18 protein-coding genes and 1 riboswitch are annotated in these 19,365 nt (G+C 36.0%); of the genes, 3 read left to right on the forward strand and 15 right to left on the reverse strand.

Annotated features, from left to right (window positions below):
* Positions 1-5: 5 nt before the first annotated feature.
* On the reverse strand, positions 6-137 hold the full coding sequence (locus P9E47_RS13080) for a hypothetical protein (protein ID WP_267880048.1): 132 nt from the start codon (positions 135-137) through the stop codon (positions 6-8).
* A 170-nt stretch (positions 138-307) separates the two neighbouring features.
* Here P9E47_RS13080 and P9E47_RS13085 point away from each other — a divergent pair, with 170 nt between their 5' ends.
* Positions 308-778 carry a low molecular weight protein-tyrosine-phosphatase gene (locus P9E47_RS13085; protein ID WP_003329550.1) on the forward strand — a complete coding sequence of 157 codons (471 nt, stop codon included), beginning with the start codon at positions 308-310 and terminating at the stop codon, positions 776-778.
* Positions 779-939: 161 nt separating this feature from the next.
* Here the strand turns inward: P9E47_RS13085 and P9E47_RS13090 are convergent, their stop codons facing one another.
* From P9E47_RS13090 to shc, 11 genes are all read right to left on the reverse strand, one after another.
* Positions 940-1,125: a hypothetical protein gene (locus tag P9E47_RS13090; RefSeq protein WP_035196492.1), complete on the reverse strand. Its 186-nt coding sequence runs from the start codon at positions 1,123-1,125 to the stop codon at positions 940-942.
* A gap of 244 nt (positions 1,126-1,369) precedes the next feature.
* Entirely contained in the window at positions 1,370-1,648 is a 279-nt protein-coding gene (locus P9E47_RS13095; protein ID WP_003329548.1) for a DUF1292 domain-containing protein, read from the reverse strand.
* Between the two features lie 134 nt (positions 1,649-1,782).
* A complete protein-coding gene (sdaAA, locus tag P9E47_RS13100; RefSeq protein ID WP_003329547.1) occupies positions 1,783-2,658 on the reverse strand; it encodes an L-serine ammonia-lyase, iron-sulfur-dependent, subunit alpha in 876 nt (291 codons plus the stop codon).
* A 27-nt stretch (positions 2,659-2,685) separates the two neighbouring features.
* On the reverse strand, positions 2,686-3,351 hold the full coding sequence (sdaAB, locus tag P9E47_RS13105) for an L-serine ammonia-lyase, iron-sulfur-dependent subunit beta (RefSeq protein WP_326163626.1): 666 nt from the start codon (positions 3,349-3,351) through the stop codon (positions 2,686-2,688).
* Between the two features lie 182 nt (positions 3,352-3,533).
* Positions 3,534-4,766 (reverse strand): DUF438 domain-containing protein, encoded by a 1,233-nt coding sequence (locus P9E47_RS13110; protein ID WP_326163627.1) that lies wholly within the window; start codon positions 4,764-4,766, stop codon positions 3,534-3,536.
* A gap of 302 nt (positions 4,767-5,068) precedes the next feature.
* Positions 5,069-5,473 (reverse strand): DoxX family protein, encoded by a 405-nt coding sequence (locus tag P9E47_RS13115; protein ID WP_326163629.1) that lies wholly within the window; start codon positions 5,471-5,473, stop codon positions 5,069-5,071.
* 62 nt (positions 5,474-5,535) lie between these two features.
* The gene (locus P9E47_RS13120; protein ID WP_326163630.1) at positions 5,536-6,318 is read right to left on the reverse strand and encodes a dioxygenase family protein; all 783 of its coding nucleotides are present in this window, start codon (positions 6,316-6,318) and stop codon (positions 5,536-5,538) included.
* A gap of 152 nt (positions 6,319-6,470) precedes the next feature.
* Positions 6,471-6,983 (reverse strand): energy coupling factor transporter S component ThiW, encoded by a 513-nt coding sequence (thiW, locus tag P9E47_RS13125; RefSeq protein ID WP_326163631.1) that lies wholly within the window; start codon positions 6,981-6,983, stop codon positions 6,471-6,473.
* A gap of 27 nt (positions 6,984-7,010) precedes the next feature.
* The gene (thiM, locus tag P9E47_RS13130) at positions 7,011-7,817 is read right to left on the reverse strand and encodes a hydroxyethylthiazole kinase (protein WP_326163633.1); all 807 of its coding nucleotides are present in this window, start codon (positions 7,815-7,817) and stop codon (positions 7,011-7,013) included.
* Positions 7,818-8,012: 195 nt separating this feature from the next.
* Positions 8,013-8,121: riboswitch (TPP riboswitch) on the reverse strand.
* Positions 8,122-8,243: 122 nt separating this feature from the next.
* Entirely contained in the window at positions 8,244-10,124 is a 1,881-nt protein-coding gene (gene htpG, locus P9E47_RS13135; RefSeq protein WP_326163635.1) for a molecular chaperone HtpG, read from the reverse strand.
* A 199-nt stretch (positions 10,125-10,323) separates the two neighbouring features.
* Positions 10,324-12,216 carry a squalene--hopene cyclase gene (gene shc, locus P9E47_RS13140; RefSeq protein WP_326163636.1) on the reverse strand — a complete coding sequence of 631 codons (1,893 nt, stop codon included), beginning with the start codon at positions 12,214-12,216 and terminating at the stop codon, positions 10,324-10,326.
* 91 nt (positions 12,217-12,307) lie between these two features.
* Between shc and P9E47_RS13145 the strand changes: the two genes are divergently transcribed.
* The gene (locus tag P9E47_RS13145; RefSeq protein ID WP_326163638.1) at positions 12,308-13,459 is read left to right on the forward strand and encodes a DUF2515 domain-containing protein; all 1,152 of its coding nucleotides are present in this window, start codon (positions 12,308-12,310) and stop codon (positions 13,457-13,459) included.
* Position 13,460: 1 nt separating this feature from the next.
* Positions 13,461-13,844 carry a CBO0543 family protein gene (locus tag P9E47_RS13150; protein ID WP_087946141.1) on the forward strand — a complete coding sequence of 128 codons (384 nt, stop codon included), beginning with the start codon at positions 13,461-13,463 and terminating at the stop codon, positions 13,842-13,844.
* A gap of 46 nt (positions 13,845-13,890) precedes the next feature.
* Here P9E47_RS13150 and P9E47_RS13155 read toward each other — a convergent pair whose 3' ends face one another.
* The 3 genes from P9E47_RS13155 to P9E47_RS13165 are packed head-to-tail and all read right to left on the reverse strand — an operon-like array spanning position 13,891 to position 19,126.
* A complete protein-coding gene (locus P9E47_RS13155; protein ID WP_326163639.1) occupies positions 13,891-15,465 on the reverse strand; it encodes a response regulator in 1,575 nt (524 codons plus the stop codon).
* A gap of 35 nt (positions 15,466-15,500) precedes the next feature.
* Entirely contained in the window at positions 15,501-16,373 is an 873-nt protein-coding gene (locus P9E47_RS13160; protein WP_326163640.1) for a CheR family methyltransferase, read from the reverse strand.
* A 2-nt stretch (positions 16,374-16,375) separates the two neighbouring features.
* Positions 16,376-19,126, reverse strand: coding sequence for a response regulator (locus tag P9E47_RS13165; RefSeq protein WP_326163642.1), 2,751 nt, complete (start codon positions 19,124-19,126; stop codon positions 16,376-16,378).
* Positions 19,127-19,365: the final 239 nt, after the last annotated feature.

A 19,365-nucleotide genomic window follows, 5' to 3' on the forward strand; every position in this document is an offset into this window, starting at 1 on the left:
ATTAATTAATTTTTCTCATCATAGGCAATCAACACGATGTTATCGCTTGCCTCTTGACTTAGCTCCTGTTCTAATTTCTTAACCTTTTGAAGTTGATCTTCATTAAGATTTGCAACCGGAAAGTTTTGATTAGTCATTTAAATGCTCCTTTCTTGTATACTCTTTTAGATTTTTTCCATACGAAAATAGCTTTATGCACATGAATGTTTTAGTTTAATTACTCGTTGTTTTTGTGTAAAATTAAGTGAATCTAAATACAGTCATTAAAGTTTTATGTTTTAAAGATAAATTGAAAGGATGTTTTGCCTTGGTTCGCGTATTATTTGTTTGTCTTGGTAATATTTGCCGATCTCCAATGGCTGAGGCGGTCATGCGAGATTTATTAATAAAAGAAGGTTTGGATGGAAAAATTGAAGTTGATTCTGCTGGAACAGGTGATTGGCATGTAGGGGAGCCACCACATAAAGGGACCCAAATGAAGCTGGAAGAATATAAAATTGATTACAGTTTCATTCGTGCCCGTCAATTGAACCGCTCAGATTTAAATCATTTTCATTATGTGATCGCAATGGATGAAAAAAATCTTAATGATATTGGCGTAATAGCAGGGAAAAATCCGACTGCATATATTGCTAGGCTAATGGACTTTGTTGGTGATGAGTCTATTGTTGATGTTCCAGATCCTTATTTCACAGGAAATTTCGACCTTACATACGAACTTGTAAAAGAGGGTTCTGGGCAATTACTTAATTTTATACGGAAGCGTGAGAAAATTTAATGTTGTAAGGTGATAAAAGAGAAAGGCTAATCAGATAGTGATTAGCCCCCTACTTTAACTGGATTGTCGAATTCTTGGAGATGTTATGCAATAATTTAAATTTGCTACCTAGTTAGTAAGAATTCGTAGTAGAAAAGAAAGATGGAGAATTTTTCATTAATTTACATTCTATTCCATATTTCGTTATCAATGGCATTGTCCCAAAAGTCTAGGCTGCTTTCACTTCCATTTTTCCAATAATCATGAGGATGGTTTACTAGATTTTCAGCAAAATCTAGAACTCTATCCAACTCACTTTCTGGAATTTCATCAATTAATGCTAAAAGCTTTTCTTTTGTAGTAAGCATTAGCCCACCTTCTTCCATTAATTAGTATTCTTTATTATTTATATGCTTATTATACCACTTTGAGCCCATGAAATTATTAACAATTGGTGAAAATTGGATTCAATACTGTAAAGCCTTTGTTAAAATTTCACGTCTTTCTTTACCAGTTAGAGCTACAGTGTTTGCATATGTATCCATAAGATATACAACATACAAAAAGAGGGTCCTTTGCAGAAACCCTCTCATCGCTTTATTGATATATTAATTAATCCTCAAGATCTTCTTCCTCAAAAACCTCTTCAAAAGCGGTGGAAACCTTGTCAAATTCCTCATCACTTTCTAAGGCTGACAAGTCGCCATCTTCATCTACCTTTAAAAAGAAAATATCGATATCTTCTTCACTGTCTTCCTGTACGTCCTCAACAAAACAAACAGCGATATACTCAATACCATCTATATCCACTGTTGCTAGTACTTCAACTTCCTCTTCTTGATCATTTTCATCGCTAATTGTAAAGATTTCGCCTACTTCAATTTTTTCCATCGTACATTCTCCTCGCTATTTGTTTTATGATCACTATATAATAGGTATTACCAACTATACCATAATTAGTCACTCTAACATGAAAATCGTACCATAAATTGATGACAAAAGCGAGTATTTATCTTATTGCGGCTTCAATTCTGGCGATGAAAGATCTCTCTTTCAAGTCGTCTTCCCGTTGGAGTTGCAGCTAATCCGCCTTCTGCCGTTTCTCTTAGAGCGCTTGGCATTGACTGCCCAATTAAATACATTGCATTAATGATCTCATCACAAGGTATCTTACTTTTTATTCCAGCTAGTGCCATGTCTGCTGCGGTCATAGCATTCGAGGCCCCTAATGCGTTTCGTTTCACACAAGGAACTTCTACTAAGCCTGCTACAGGATCACAAACTAAACCAAGCATGTTCTTTAAAGTAATCGCCATTGCCTCCGCTGCTTGTGCGGGAGTTCCACCTGCAAGCTCAACAATAGCGGCAGCAGCCATACCGCTTGCTGAACCCACTTCAGCCTGGCAGCCACCAGCAGCACCAGAAATCGAAGCATTGTTGGCAACGACAAATCCAAATGCTGCAGCTGTAAATAAGAATTCAATCATTTCATATCTGTTCGGCTGCAGCTTTTCTTTTACTGCAAATAATGTTCCCGGAACAACACCCGCCGAGCCTGCAGTAGGGGTGGCACAAATCATCCCCATTGCAGCATTTACTTCATTTGTAGCAACCGCTTTACTAACAGCATCTAATAAAACCGTACCCGATAATGCTTTCCCGCTTTTAATATAATTTTGAAGAAGCACTGCATCACCTCCAGTTAACCCAGAAAATGATGTCACTCCCCTTAAGCCGCGTTCAACTGCTTGTTCCATTACAGTGAGGTTTTGGTCCATTTTTTTGATGATCTCTTCCCTCGTAAGACCTGTCACTTCCACTTCTTGCCGTATCATTACTTCTGCTATTTTTACTTGATTACTTTCAGCAAGTTCGACAAGCTCCTTTACACTTCTGAACATGTTCATTCCCCCAACGAATGAAATTTATTATTCTACCATTTTGATAACTTGTGTAACGTTTGTTAGTTTTTCTATTTCATTAATTACTTGTTCATCAATTTTTTGATCAACTTCAATTACCATCATCGCCATTTTACCTACAGCATGACGGGTAACCTCCATATGACCAACATTTAGCCGATAATCCGCGAGCACACGCGTAACAGCAGTTATCACACCAAATTGGTCTTGATGAACTACTAGAATCGCTGGGCATTCTCCTGTTAATTTGAGTTTAAATGAGTTAAGCTCAATTATTTCAATGGCACCGCCGCCAATTGAAATCCCAACAAGTTGAAGTTCTTTATCATTATCCTCTAAACATATTTTCACAGTATTTGGGTGATCGGTAACTATTGTATTCTCAATAACGAATTGAATATCGATTCCCTCTATTTTTGCAATTGTTAACGAATGGGGAATCCGTTCATCATTTGTATCAAAATCAAGCAAACCACCAACAATCGCTACATCGGTCCCATGGCCTTTGTACGTCTTGGCAAAAGAGCCATAAAAACAAATCGTAGCTTTCTTTGGTTTTCTCCCGAATAATGTCCTTGCTACCCGACCAATACGCGCTGCCCCCGCTGTATGAGAACTTGAAGGTCCAACCATGATTGGACCGATAATATCAAACGCTGATCTATATTTCACAATAATCATCCTTACCCAGTGGCTTTTCTTAAGATTCAATTCTCTGTAAGGTATTATAACATGATATTAATATAATTTTGTTAAAAATTTTGCTATGTTATACATATGCAAAAAGAGAAAAGACTGCCCCTTTTAATTGGAGTCAGCCTTGATTCTGAAATTATACAAATATTTTATTTTGCTTATGACAATATCCGCTTTTCTCCGTTGATTGCTCGAATTGGGTCAATATTTTGTGTGAATTCAAGTGTACCGATATACTCCCCGTTTTCATCGCGAACAGCGAAATAACGGATATATACGTATTTGTCTCGGAATTTAATATAAAAATCTTCAACATCTTTCTTACCAGCTTTGAAATCAGCTAATAATTCTTCCACAACATGGACGCTTCTTGGCGGGTGGCAGTTTTGTACAGTACGACCGATTACCGCTTTTGTCCGCACGAAAATCCTTTCCGTACCTTGTGAAAAATATCGAACGACATCATCCTGATCGATAAAAGTAATATCCACTGGTAGATGATTTAACATCAATTCCAACTGTTTCAAAGATAAAATGCCGGTTTCTAGTTTTATGAATCCTTCAGACATGGCTTTTTCGCTGATTGCTTTTCTTTCCGGCTTCCACTCTGCTGCAGGCTCTGTTAAGCAAAATCCGACCTCATCACTTTCATGGGCAATTTTCACCCATTCATCTTCTGTAAAATTCATTAAAGCCATTGGGAAAAGAATGTTTTCTTCCCTATATATCATATCGCTAACTTCTCTAATGCAATAATTGACAATATCAATGACAGCTTGCTTATCGCCATTATAATTCATTAATTTTTGTCTGGCATCTTTAATTGCGTCACGAATAAAGTCATCGATTCTCCACATATTTGTACTTGGTCCCATAATCCCATATGTCTCTAAATAGGGAAAAATTAAATTTTCTTTCCGGCTGTAATGCTTATCAATATCAAGTAATAAATTGCAATCTTCTAACAGCTTATATACATTTTCCTCAGAATCTTCTTTTGCAAATTCGATAAGATGAACATGGAGCCTTGTCTCTAATAGCTTCGCAATCTCCCTATTTTCTAGTTTAAATGTATGAACAGGGTGCCCAGGCTCATCTTCCGGGTTAGTCGGGAGCTCTATTTCTTCAACTGATCCTTTTAATATTTCTGTATGCAATGTGTAAATACGCTTAACCTCTTCTAATGTCATTTCTCCATTTTCGTTGAAGTCATGTTGAAGTTTTGACATCTCTTCAATTGAGACCTTGCCGATTTCTTTATCAAAACGTGCTTTAACTTCATCGATATTTTTTCCACTTTGAAGGTCTTTAAAAATTTGCTTTAATTTCTCTAAACGTTCACTACTATATTCAGTCGTATGTTGTTCACGGTTATTTATCATTTCACTCATTATTATGTCTCCTTTGTTTAGGCCTTTTACCTATTATTACAGTGAGAACATTTCTCATAATAGTAATGTAACATTTATGAACGTTTCTGTTTGTGATAGAAATCACTTAAATAAAAAAGAAAAGACCGTAATCTTTTCTTTTTTTAAGTCATAGCCATATTAAAATTGTTGCGTTCCAACCTTTGGGCGATCCGACTAATTAGTATTTTATATAGGTATATAGGAAATTCCTATAAGTGAATATATGAAAAACCGCATTACCTTTTGGTAGTGCGGTGCATTGGATTTACAATACAATTCTTTTAAGTAGTTTTTGTTTTAAAGTTTCCTAATTTAAATAAAAGATGATCAAGGGCAAATAGCTTACTGCCATTAATAGCAATTAAAAGAGCGATGATTAGGTAAGCTATATCTAACTCATACCCTCCTAAGAAACCGGCGGATAGTTTCACCTTGAAAATTGCCCCAATCATTATAATTCCAAATAGGATAGAAACGATTCTACTGCCTAGGCCAAATACTAAAGCAATTCCTCCGAAAAGTTCAATGTAGGCTACAGCATAAGCTAAAAATTCCGGCAGACCCAAACTTGCAAAATGGTCAGCTGTATTCGCTAGACCTTTTTTAAACTTAGCTAATCCATGAATGTAGAAGCTGGTTCCTAGGAAAACTCGTAAAAGTAAAATACTAATCTCACTTTTATTCACTTCTTAAAGCACCCCCAATTAATCAAGAACTATTTGTCCTTAATTCATTGTATGCTTGTTTCTTACCCAAATTGCCATACACTATGGCTAAGATTTCCATATTGATAGCTGGAGTGAATTAATTTTGCCTTTTTCTCATTATCGGCCGCCCCCATCGCATAAAAGATAGGAACAAAGTGTTCGTTTCCATAAGGCGGTACAGCTAACTCGGCATTAGGAGCTATTGCATCATATTTAAATAGTGAATCCAGATCCCACTTGTTAATATGGTCACCAATCCAATCATCAAATTCAACGGCCCACCCGTCAGCATCTCCACTTTGTTTGCTCCAATTTAGTGCTCTTAGGTTATGGACGGTTCCACCACTTCCAATAATTAAAACATCTTTTTCCCTTAATTTAAATAAAGACGTTCCAATTTTATATTGTTCTTCTGGTGAAAGGTTCGGATTAACCGACATTGAAATGACAGGAACATCGGCATTTGGATATAGCAATCTTAGGACAACCCATGCCCCATGGTCTAGTCCTCTGGTTTCATCAACCCTAAAGGAAATCCCATGCTCCTTAAATAAATCGACGATATCAATTGTTAAATCCTTGTATCCTTTTGCAGGATAAACGATATTATACATTTCATCAGGAAAACCGTAAAAATCATAAATCATTTTAAATTCGTCAACATTACTAACCGTTTGGACTGGCGACACCCAATGAGCCGAAAACAATACGATGGCTTTTGGCTTTGGTAAAGTTTTCCCTAATGCAGTTAAATATTGTGTATATAAATTATCTTCAATTGCAAGTGTTGGTGATCCGTGTGCGATAAACAATGATGGCATCATGTGAATTCCCCCTAGAATTTATTAAAATGAATTATTGTACTTTATATTATTTTGCCTTTTATTATATTTTATAGTAGAGAATTAGTTTATGGGATGCAAATAAAAAACACAGAGTTCCGGTTATAAGAACCAAGCTCTGTGTTTTTTCATCCTTATTTCTGAAAAAAATTATTCTGTTGAAACGTTTTGAATGCGGAGTTTTTAAGGACAATACTAAGAATAATAAGTCCTAATATTCCACCAGCAATTGAACTTGCTAAAAAGGCCGGAATAAAACCAAATAAGGCAACCTCTTTCCCCAAAACAAGTGTGGCAATAGGATAGCAAACAATTGCTCCTAAAATTCCAGTTCCAACAATTTCACCCATAAAAGCGAACATTAACTTCTTTGATTTTTGATACAAATAAGCAGCTAAAAAGGCGCCAATCATGCTTCCTGGAAAAGCAAATAAGGACCCTGTCCCCATCATATTTCTTATTAGGGAAACTGAGAATGCTTGCATTACCGCGTATCCCGGGCCTAATAACACGGCTGACAATACATTTATAAAATGCTGCATTGGAAAAACCTTGGCAAAGCCAAGTGGAATGAAGAATAAGTGACTTGTCAAAGTTCCTACAGCAACAAGCATCGCTGTCATTGTCATTTTCATTGTTTTTGCCATAGACACTCCTCCTTTGTTTTTGTTACCTTATAATCTTTCAAATTGGCTGTTTTGTTCAATTTGCGTCGGGCTTATAAGTGCTAGTTGATTAATAAATTCTATTTGAAAGCTACCTGGCCCAACCTCGGCTGTTTTGGCGGCGGCAATTTCTGCCGCAATTCCATATGTAGTAAGTGCAGCTACTGCTGCTTGGAGCGAGACACCTCCCACAGACGCAAATGCACCTATAACTGCAGATAACAAACAGCCAGTTCCAGTCACCTTTGTTAATAATGGATGACCATTACGAACTAAGAATGTAGTTGCCCCATCTGTAATGGTATCTTCTTTTCCAGTAACAATTACAGTTGCCTGAAGTTTTTGTGCTGCAAACCTAGCTAAATCAATAATATTCCCACCGCTTTTACCTGTTTCAACACCTCTGATCTCCCATGCTTGCCCTATTAGATTAGCAATCTCTGCTGCATTCCCTCTTATGAAGTTAACTTTAACCTCACGGAGTAGTTGTTGTGCCGACTCCGTTCTGAATTGAGTAGCACCAACTCCAACAGGATCCACCACAACCGGGATTCCCTTTTCATTGGCCGCTTTACCGGAATTGATCATTGCTTTTAGATGCTCTCTGTTTAACGTTCCCATATTTAATACAAGAGCATTGGCCGCTTTAGTCATTTCCGCAACTTCTTCCGGAGCAGATGCCATGACTGGTTTGGCACCGAGCGCTAATAAACCATTTGCTGTAAAATTAGCTACCACTATATTTGTGATGTTATGTATAAGAGGCTTATTTTCTCTGATTTTGTTTATTAATTTGCTTGATATCTCTTTGTTCATTTTTATTCTCCGTTATTTATTATCTGTTATCGCTTAAAGTTATAGTTTTTTCGAATTAAAGATCAAATAGGAACTTTGATTCCCAGTTTGACTTTCAAGTTCAGCTTTCGGGAATCAAACTAGCCTATGATAACCGATCAATATAAAAAGCCAGATCCTCAAAACAGAACCTGGCTTCAATAACAATAAGAAAAGTATGTAAACCATCTACTTTCCTACGCCGGTATAATCCGGATCAGGTCCAAAGGGTTGAAAACGAAAATTTTTCTCTCAGCCCAGCATCCGGGCACCCCTAGTAGTTTTCCAATATTTCATATTAATCATATAACTTCAATAGCAAATTGTAAAGTAACTTCAATCATTAATTAAAGAAAATAGCCCTGAATTCCACACACAAGAATCCGGGCTGTTTTTGTAAAATAAAAATCACACCATAATCTTACAAATATCATTCGTAAATTCAACTGGGTCGTTAATTGGCAGACCTTCGATTAAAAGTGCTTGATTATACAATAGATTTGTGTATAATGCTACTTTCTCTTTATCACTGGCGAAGGCATCTTGTAACGACTTAAAGACGTCGTGGTTTACGTTGATTTCTAATACCTTGTCAGCCTTTACATTCTCGTTACCTGGCATCATGCTTAATATTTTTTCCATTTCGATCGTTACTTCACCATCTGTGGATAGGCAAACCGGATGTGATTTTAGACGCTTTGAGATTCGAACATCCTTAACTTTACCAGCTAAAATTTCCTTCATATAGCTAAAAAGCTCTTTGTTTTCTATCTGTTCTGCAGCTTTATCTTCCTGATTTTCCTCAGCTTCAATCCCTAAATCTCCGCTTGAAACAGATTTAAATTCTTTTTCTTTATACGTCATCAGCATCTTAATCGCAAACTCATCGATTTCATCGGTGAAATAGAGAATTTCATAGCCTTTTTCCGCCACCAGTTCTGTTTGTGGCATTTTATCAATTCTTTCAACAGAATCACCGGAAGCGTAGTAAATATATTTTTGGTCCTCAGGCATTCTTGATACATATTCATCTAATGTAACAAGCTTCTTCTCTTTTGAAGAGTAGAATAGCAATAAATCTTGTAATACATCTTTATGTGTTCCAAAATCGCTATAAACTCCATATTTTAATTGTCTGCCAAAGGAATCGAAGAAGTTCTCATATTTCTCACGATCATTTTTCAATAAACTTTGCAGTTCGCTCTTAATTTTTTTATTAATATTTTTCGCAATGATCTTTAATTGGCGGTCATGCTGAAGCATTTCTCGTGAAATATTAAGTGATAAGTCTTCTGAGTCTACCAAACCTTTGACAAAGCCAAAATAATCTGGAAGCAAGTCAGCGCACTTTTCCATGATTAAGACGCCATTTGAATACAACTCGAGCCCCTTCTCAAATTCTTTTGAATAATAATCAAATGGAGCTTTTTCCGGTATAAATAATATTGCATTATATCTTACAGCACCATCGACACTTGTATGGATATGCTTGATTGGTTTGTCGAATCCATAACGCTTCTCAGCATAAAAATTCTCATAATCTTCCCCGGTCAACTCATTTTTGTTTTTTCTCCAAATTGGAACCATACTATTGATCACTTGTTCTTCTGTGTAGTCCTCGAATTCGTTGTCGCTTCCTTCTTTTGGGCGGCTCGATGTGATATCCATTTTAATAGGATAACGAATAAAATCAGAGTATTTTTTGATGATGGATTTTAGTCTATACTCATCCAAATACTCATCATACTTTTCATCTTCCGTGTTTTCTTTAATTTTTAAAATAATCTCGGTACCTACTGAATCCTTTTCTACAGGCTCAATCGTATAGCCATCGGCACCTTCAGATTCCCACTTATAGGCTTCCTCACTGCCTAATGCTTTAGTGATGACAGTGACTACATCAGCGACCATAAATGCTGCATAAAAACCAACGCCAAACTGACCGATAATATCATAGCCATCTTTCGCTTCGTTTTCAGTTTTAAAAGCTAAGGACCCGCTCTTTGCAATGGTACCCAAATTATTCTCCAGCTCTTCTTTTGTCATTCCGATACCAGTATCTATGATTTTTAATGTTCTTGTTTCTTTATCGGGTACCACTTTTATGTAGTAGCTGTCCTTATTAAAGGTTAAGCTATCATCTGTTAACGCTTTATAATAGATTTTGTCTATAGCATCACTGGCGTTTGAAATTAATTCTCGTAAAAATACCTCGTGATGCGTATAGATGGAGTTAATCATCATTTCTAATAGTCTTTTTGATTCGGCTTTAAACTGCATTTTTGTCATGCTATTTCTCCTTTCAAAAGTTTATTAATAATATTAGCACTCTACCAAACCGAGTGCTAAATACTAACCATTAATTTAAATATCATATTACCCGTTTTCTGTCAATAAAATTACTGGTCTACTTTTATATAACTTTACAATATCACAAAAAGGTCGAAAGAGTGGTAAAAGTTTACCACCCTGTCAGCCTTTAAATCGCTCAAGAAAACTTTTTACGGTAATGTGCTAATGTTAGGATTGGAAAGATATAACGATAGCTATGGTAATGGATATAAAAGTCACCAGCCATTCCCGCACCTTTCGGATAGTTAGTCGTCCAATCCTCTTTGTGAATATTTTCTAATAAATAATCAATACCCCGTTGAATCGATCTTGTCGGCTTATCACTTGCGGCAATGAGGGCATCAACGGCCCAGGCGGTATGTGTCAATGTACTAGCGTTCAACGGAATATATTTTTTGTTTAAATCGCTTTGGCATGATTCACCCCAGCCGCCATCACTATTTTGGATCTCCTTAAGCCATTTTACAGCTTTTGAGATCATTGGATCGGTAGGTAAAATCCCTACTGCCCGTAACCCTGTAACTGCTCCCCATGTTCCATAAATATAACAAATTCCCCAACGACCATACCAAGACCCATTTCTCTCTTGATTTTTCAAAAGCCAATCCACCCCTCTTTTAATCGATGGATGCGTTTTAGAAAGGTTGGTATACATTCCAAGAAATTCAAGAGTTCTTCCCGTTAAATCTGCACAGGATGGATCAGTAAGAAAATACTCTGCTTTTTCAACCGGGAACAGATGGACGATTTTACTATTCGTATTCTTTTCAAAGGCCGGCCATCCACCATCATCATTCTGCATAGATAATACCCATTGGATGCCCCTATCCCATGCCTGCCTACATCTCCAATCTTTCCGTACATTTCTTGCAATGGATCGTAAAGAAGCGGTTGCATCGTCAACATCGGGATGAATCGTATTACTTTCGGAAAAACCCCAACCTCCAGGAAGGGCTGATGGATTATGGATGACCCAATCGCCATATTTATAATGCTGTTTTTTTAATAAGTAATTGTTCGCTTTTTTGACCACGATATCATCCGATGAAATCCCTGATTCCTGTAAAGCATAGGTTAGGAGGGAAGTGTTCCATACATTCGCTGTAGTAAATTGCATATGGGGTAGACCATTGATATCGCGGGATATCATTGATTTTAAGGCTTTTACAGCATTGACAATAATAGGATCTGATTTCGAAATCCCGAGCGAAAGAAGGGCAAAGATCATTAAAAAAGTCGAACTAAAATAACTTAGTAAAGTGCCATCCGGTTCAATTCTGCTTAGCATATATTGCTTCGTATACTCAGTTGCTAATTGGTGAACATGACTTGGCAACCCTATTAAACTTTTTATCCCTTGATTGATAAGGGAAGAAAGCGATCGCCACTCCTCTGACTCTCTGAATCTAAATGAATGTCCATGTTCAAATTCTTCCCTATGAATAAATAAATCTTTTAAATCAGGGGTTTTTGACGTTTTAATGCTAAATTTTTTATTAGCAAGAATCATGATTGGCGCGAGGTTGACCCTGCCATATACTGAAAAACTATAAAAATTTATAGGAAATGAAACTGGAAGTAAGATCATCTCGATTGGAATGGGGAAAAAAACTGGCCACTTATATTGGCCGGTAAGAGCCAGCATAATTTTTGTCAACATATGAGATTTATCAATTCCACCATTGGTCTTGATAAATTGCCTAGCTAGTCGTAAACGGGGATCATTTTTATTGTAATACCCTGAATAAAGGAGAGCGTAGTAGGCCCCAATTGTATCAGACAGATTGCCATTCGGCTCATCATGAAACAATTTCCATGCCCCGTTTTCTTGTTGTTTCCTTAATATTCTTTCCGATAACCCCTTTATTAAATTTTCATCATCTATTTCTAAAGACCTTAATAAAATAATCATATAACAATCGGTGGAAATCCCGGTTTCAAATGTATAGTTCCAATAACCTTCCGGAGATTGGTCATTTCTTACCTTTTCAATTAGCTCATTCAGTCGCGTAGTAATTTTTTCATTCACACTTCTCAATCCCCCTTAAATCAAATTCATCTTATTCCATACATATTCGTAGTATATGAGGAGAATTCATGTAAGGTGGGTGTCATCAAACATGTGGAGGCGGCTTATCAACAAGAACAACATCGCACTTCCCGAATCCCTTGCAAAAATTAAAAAAGAGTTGAAGAAAAAATCCAAAGAATCCTCTAAAATACAAAAATCTTTACTATTGCCTGAAGAACAGTTGATTGTCCAACAAATAGCAGAAAAAACCGAGCGATTTAATAAAAATAATGTCACAAGAACACAAGCATATTTAGAGTATTATCTCCGGCATCCGGAAATTCATTGGGCTTTTCTAGGGCATATGGTTTCAAGAAATGGCGGCTGGAATATGACCGATTTAAAAGGTGGGATACTACCCAGAATATTGACAAAAAATGAAGCTGTTTCCTATTTTACTTTTTTAGAGCGAGGCAATTGGTTAATCTTTCAAGACGCGTATCCACAATTTTTAGTTTATGAGGAAAGCTTGAAAAGAGGGCTAAATCTTTTTTACCTATTACGATCCTTTAATGTTTCAACTTTCATGGAAACAATTTGGAATCATTTTTGGATTAACAGGGACACCTATATTCTGGCAATTGCCTTAGTCATTAATGAACAAAGTTATTTAGAAAAAAGAGTACTAGGCAACAAGGTTTTTAAGAAGGATGTTTTCAATACATTAGAATTCAAACTGCAAGATTTTCTTTCTTTGAATCATATTTTATTCCCCTTCATTAATAAACTTAAAATAGAACTAATTGGTCAAACCTTGCATAATTTTGAAAACCTAGATGAGCGAATTTTATTAGGAAAACGGTTATATGCGATTTTATTTAGAGACGAAAAACGCTTGAAAATGGTTGAACAATGGGCAAAGGCAACTCCTCACACCGGTTCGAGAAAAGATTATTGGCCTCATATTTTTAATACAGTGGATGAAGGGGTACCGGGAGGTCTATTTAAACCTAGACTAAAATCATGTCAAATCGTTAAAAACTCCCCAAGAATTTATAGTCCCACCCTTGAATTCGCTTGGAAAAATGTGAGCCAAGAAAGTGCTGAAATCGGGGATTGGTTTACGGACTGGGATGTCATCCATTACTTAATGGATTCAAAAGAAACGGTAGATGGAGAGATTGAAGATGAATATTGTAAAACACTCGAAAGGCTCGAACTTGCAGCGAGTACAAAAGAAGCCATTTCCATCTTGGATTAATATGTATCAACGAACAATACCAGCGATTATTCTGGGATCATTACTTGGAACGTATTTAGACCTATACTTTGTCGGCAAAGGTCTTTATGAATTTCCAACAAGACCCTTATCTCATATTTTTTCAATTAATCTCACCTTTACTTTAATTGCTCTCCCTTTATTTACTATGGTCTTTCTTCTCATATGCAGTAAACTAAAGCTACTCAAAAAAATCAGTTTAATCCTATTACTCAGCCTTTTCATGGCTGTGGCTGAAAGAGCCGCTGAAGGATTGGGTTTATTTGCCCACCACTATTCCTGGAAACACCAGTATTCTTTTATTGGCTATACTGCTTATTTAACAGTTATTTATTTGTTTTTTCATTGGTCTAGATTCCGTATATGAAAAAAGCAATACTACAACTTCATGGTAGTATTGCTTTTCCCTTCTATTAAGCGCTAAATCGTATTGAAAATGTTGTTCCTGTATCGCTTGTTTGAATACATATATCGGCATTATGGCGTGAAGCTACACTATAGCATACTGCTAACCCTAATCCAGTTCCTGTATCTTTTGTAGTGAAGAAAGGTGTACCAATTTTTTCTAATACATCCCGATCAATCCCGCAGCCTTCGTCCTGAATTTCAAGTGTGACACAATCGTCCGCACTATATGTTTTTATCGTTAGTTTCCCGCCCAATGACATCGCTTCTAGACCATTAAGAGCTATATTTAAAATTAATTGGCGAATTTCCTTTTCATCTAAATATAATGGAAGGCATTCACTTAGTTCAAGATGGACACTCTTATTTGAAAGTACAGCTTCAGCTTGAATTAAAGGGTATAAGGCTTCAATGATATCGTTTAGATTTTGTGGCTTTCGATCAGAAGTTTTATTCTTCGCTAATGTTAAAAACTCTTTAATAATTTCATTAGCACGGTTTAACTCTGTCAGCATTAAATCAATATACTCGAGATGCATATCCTGCTTCGATTTAGCCAATTGTAAAAAACCGCTTACTGTTGTCATAGGGTTCCTGACTTCATGAGCAATTCCTGCTGCCATTTCCCCTATTAAATTCAAACGATCTAAACGAGTTAATTCTTTTTCCAACCGCTCTCTTTCTGTTATATCCGTTATAACACTAATAATACAATGTTCACCATGGATTTCGGCTGCTTCCGTAGATAAGAGGCCAATGCGTTCCTTGCCATCACATGTAGTGTAGTGGATCCGCTCATTTCGAATCGCCTTTTGCAAGTCTAAATCTTGGGTAGTATCACAGTTATCGTACATTAGATGCAGCATTCCTGTTTGTTTTCCAATTACTTCATCATAAGGAAAACCAGTATAATAGATCCAGCTTTCGTTTACATCAATATAACGCCCATCAATAAGGGAACGGATAGCGATTAAGCTCGGACTTGAAGCAAATATTTTTTGGAAGCGTTCCTGTGATTGATAAAGATCCTTATTAGCTAATACCAATTCCTCTGTTTTTTCTCTAACAAGGTTTTCAAGATTATTGTTGTGTTGCAAAAGCTCTTTTTCCATGTCCTGTAACTTCGCATTGGCAGCTGCAAGCTCAATCGAACGTTTTTTCAATAACTGCCTTTGATCATTAATTTGTTGTTGGTATTCATAAAGCTTTGCAAAAGCTGCAACTTTACTTTTAAGAATTTCCGGATTAAACGGTTTAAATATATAGTCAACGGCTCCCACTGCATACCCTTGATTGACATTCTCGACAGCCTGACTAATCGCCGTGATAAAAATGATTGGAATATGTTTGGATTGTTCCCGCCCGTGTATGAGCCTTGCTGTATCAAATCCGTTTAATCCAGGCATTTGAACATCTAGTAAAATGACCGCAAAATCTTGTTTTAAAACTTGTTTCAATGCTTCCTCCCCACTATTTGCCATAATCAGATTATAGGAGGGAGAATCTAGTACAGCCTCCAACGTTAATAGATTTTCTGGGCGGTCATCAACTAATAAAATATTTATTTTCCTATTATTGTCCATCAAAATAACTCCCAATTAACCAGGTAATCCATAGATTACTTGGTTTTTTTATAAATTTTTTCAGTAGAATTGACCTCCGCATACTTGTCCCATAAGTTTGTATAGGTGATGACCTCTTTGTTTCCTAAAGCAAGGTATCCTCCTATACTCAGACTGTCATAGAATAACTTCTGTACGCGATTTTGTAATTTTTGGTTAAAGTAAATCAACACATTTCTACATAGAATCATGTGAAATTCATTAAAAGAATGATCAGTCGCTAAATTATGGTGTGCAAAAATAATATTTTCCTTTAAAAATGGATAAAAAGTCACGATATCATTATTTACCCTGTAGTACTCCGAAAATTCTTTTGTGCCCCCAGCTTGATGATAATTTCTAGTATATACTTGCATTCGATTGATTGGGAATTGCCCTTTTTGGGCTTTTTCTAAAATATTTTCATTCATATCTGTAGCATAAATCTTAGCCTTATGATTTAAACCGAGCTCATGAAGCATGATGGCCATGGAGTATACTTCTTCCCCTGAAGAACAGCCAGCATGCCAAATTCGGATTAACGGATAGTTTTTAAAAGTTGGTAAAATATTCGTTCGTAAAAACTTAAAAAGAGTTGGATCCCTAAACATTTCAGTTACATTAATTGAAAAATCACTTAACAATTTTCCTAACAGCTGTTCATCCCGTAACACTTTTTCCTGCAAGGCTGAAATGGTTGCTACCTTTTCAACACTCATTCGGTGTAATATTCTACGCTTGATTGATGAATAAGCATAATCCCTAAAATCAAATCCGTAATAACGATAAATTCCTTCTAGCAGCAATACGATCTCGGTTTTTTCTAATTCATTGCTTTCATCGTCATCCGCGTAAAAATTTTCAAATAATTGCTCCTCTATTTTAACCACCTCTATCGATATAACCACACACGAATTAATGAAAGCAATTGATCTAAATTAACTGGCTTACTAATATAATCAGATGCGCCAGCATCAAGGCATTTTTCTCTGTCATTCTTCATCGCTTTCGCGGTCAGAGCAATAATGGGCAGTTCTAGGAAGCCTTCCATTTTACGAATTTCTTGAATGGCCTCATATCCATTCATAACAGGCATCATGATATCCATTAGAACAAGATCAATATCTGATTGTTTTTTCAGAATTTCAATAGCTTCTTGACCATTTTCTGCAAATTCAACAATCATCTTATTCGTTTCCAGCGCAGTTGTGAGCGAGAAGATATTCCTCATATCATCATCGACAAGTAAAACCTTCTTGCCCGCTAACATTTCTTTAATATTCTTAAGTTCACCAGAATGCTTCGTTTTACCTTCTATAAGTGAAACTTGAGTATTATTTTCCAGTTTTTCTTCAATTATTTGCGCTTCTTCTATTACGGTTGCTGCGACTTCTTCTCTCGTATACTCATTATTTAGTTGTATATCATACTCAGGCAAATACAATGTAAAGGTACTTCCCTTACCTAATATACTTTCAACATCGATAAATCCGCCCAAAAGCTGTGCCAATTCCTTGCTAATGGAGAGTCCGAGTCCCGTACCTCCAAATTTTCTACTAGTAGTTCCATCGGCTTGATTAAAGGCTTCAAATATAAAATTCTGTTTTTCTCGGGAGATGCCTATTCCTGTATCAGTGACGGAAATGGCAACCATAGGTTTATGTGCTTCTTTAAAGTAATCTTGATTTTTACAAAGCTTAAATTCAATAACTACTTTCCCTTGTTGAGTGAATTTAAAAGCATTCGATAATAAATTTTTCAGAATTTGTTTTAATCGCTGGTTATCTGTAATAAATACATATGGTAGATTTTCATCTATTACTATTTCAAAACCTAGTTTTCTCTGAGTTGCAATTGGTGTAAACTGGTGTTCAACAAAATATTGAATATCACTAAATAGTACTTCTTCTGGCAAAATTGCCATTTTCCCCGATTCAATTTTAGATAGATCAAGAATATCATTGATTAAATCTAATAAATCTTTTCCTGATGAATGGATCGTACTAGCATATTCAACCTGTTTCTCTGTTAAATTGCCATCATTATTATCAGCTAGTAGCTGGGACAGAATCAGCATGCTATTAAGTGGTGTTCGAAGTTCGTGTGACATATTGGCTAAAAATTCAGACTTATACTTTGAACTAAGTTCAACATGGCGATTTTTTTCTTCAAGATCAATCTGGATTTTTTCAAGTTCTTTTGTTTTTTCCTCAGAGCTCTTATACTGTTCTTCAAGCTGTTCATTGATCATCCGTAGTTCTTCCTGTTGCTGCTGAAGTTCTTCGGATTGACTTTGTAATTCTTCTGTTAAGGTTTGAGATTCAGCTAATAGCTTTTCAATCTTCATATGACCAATGATGCTATGCAAACTTACACCAACTGTTTTCTGAGTAATATCTAGGAATCGGTAATGATTTTCATCAAAAGGCGTGAAGGAGCCTAATTCAAAAACTGCGATCACTTTGCCTTCATAGGCAATTGGTGTGATCAATAGATACTTAGGAGAACTTTGTCCGATACCCGATCTTATTTTCACGTAATCTTCAGGCAATGAATCTATTAATATTGGTTTATTTTCAAGGACAGCCTGACCTATCAAACCTTCCCCCGCGTAGAACGTCTTTGATGAAGTTTCTAAGGAACTATCAGCGTAGGCTGCAATTTTTAAATACTTGTCCTCATTTTCAGCCTTTACATAAAACACACCATAAGTTGCCCCAGTAATTGGGGTAATTTTTGAGATGAATAAACGGGCAAAGGTTTGTACATCTTGTATCCCCTGATACATGGTTGTCAGATCGATGAAATTAGATTTAACCCAATTTTCTATTTTCATTTTTTCTTTTAGATCATTTTCTTGATCCATATGATTTTCTAATGATGTGGCCATTCCATTGTAGGCAAGCGCAATTTCTCCAATTTCATCATTGGTAATATGGTCAATTCTAGGCAGTTTGTTTGTCTCTAATTCAGCCACATTTGAAATAACAGAATTGACATGATTGATACGGGAAATGATACTTCTTACGACCCAAAATGAAATAAGAACGACAATAATAATGCTGATGGATATTAAATACAGAAAACTTGTCAATGTAGTTTGATACATTTTTCTAGACATGGCTACGGCATTATTCATCGCGTTTTCTTCAAAATCTAACAATTTTGCACTAGTCGAAGTAAGACCGGCCCGAACCTCGCGATTATCCTCTATAAGCACTTTAATTGCTCCCTCTTTATTGCCTTCCTTTAGAAGTTTTACAATGTTGTGATAACCTTCTTCATAGGATTTGTTTAATAAATCCAAGTCTGTTACAAGCAACTTAACATTATCGTTTGATTCAAACTCTTTAAGCTTTTCAATAGCATCCGCTGTATTTTTTCTGGAAACAGCAATGGATGCTTCCTCTTCTCTTGTAATCGTATTTTCCTTTTTAAGGATGACATCTCTTATCATCCGGGCGGTATTATTGATCTCAAATTGAAAGATGTTAACCTGCCGTACCCGTTCATAATGTTCATTCACGATTGTTTTCATATTTTTATTTTGTTCTTGAATATTATATAGCCCGAAAGCAGCCGTAATGATCAAAATGATTAGAACCGAGCCAAACCCAAGATATAATTTTCTTTTAAAATTCATTTTTAATTCATTCCATTCTGTGAAAAGGTCGTTTTTTGTCGTATTTTCTGCATATTGTTACTCTTTTAACAATTCCGTCAATATACTACTACATTTTGTTATCCAATTCCACATATTTATAGTCTTTAGTATAAATTATTTTTAATTTTAGCTATTTTTTACAAAATTCTGTAAAAATACAAATCCTCTATTGATACGACAAAACTAGCCAAAGGAATCGACAAGGAGCTTCGAGAATA

Source organism: Schinkia azotoformans (assembly GCF_035811335.1).
Taxonomy (GTDB): domain Bacteria; phylum Bacillota; class Bacilli; order Bacillales; family Bacillaceae_J; genus Schinkia; species Schinkia azotoformans.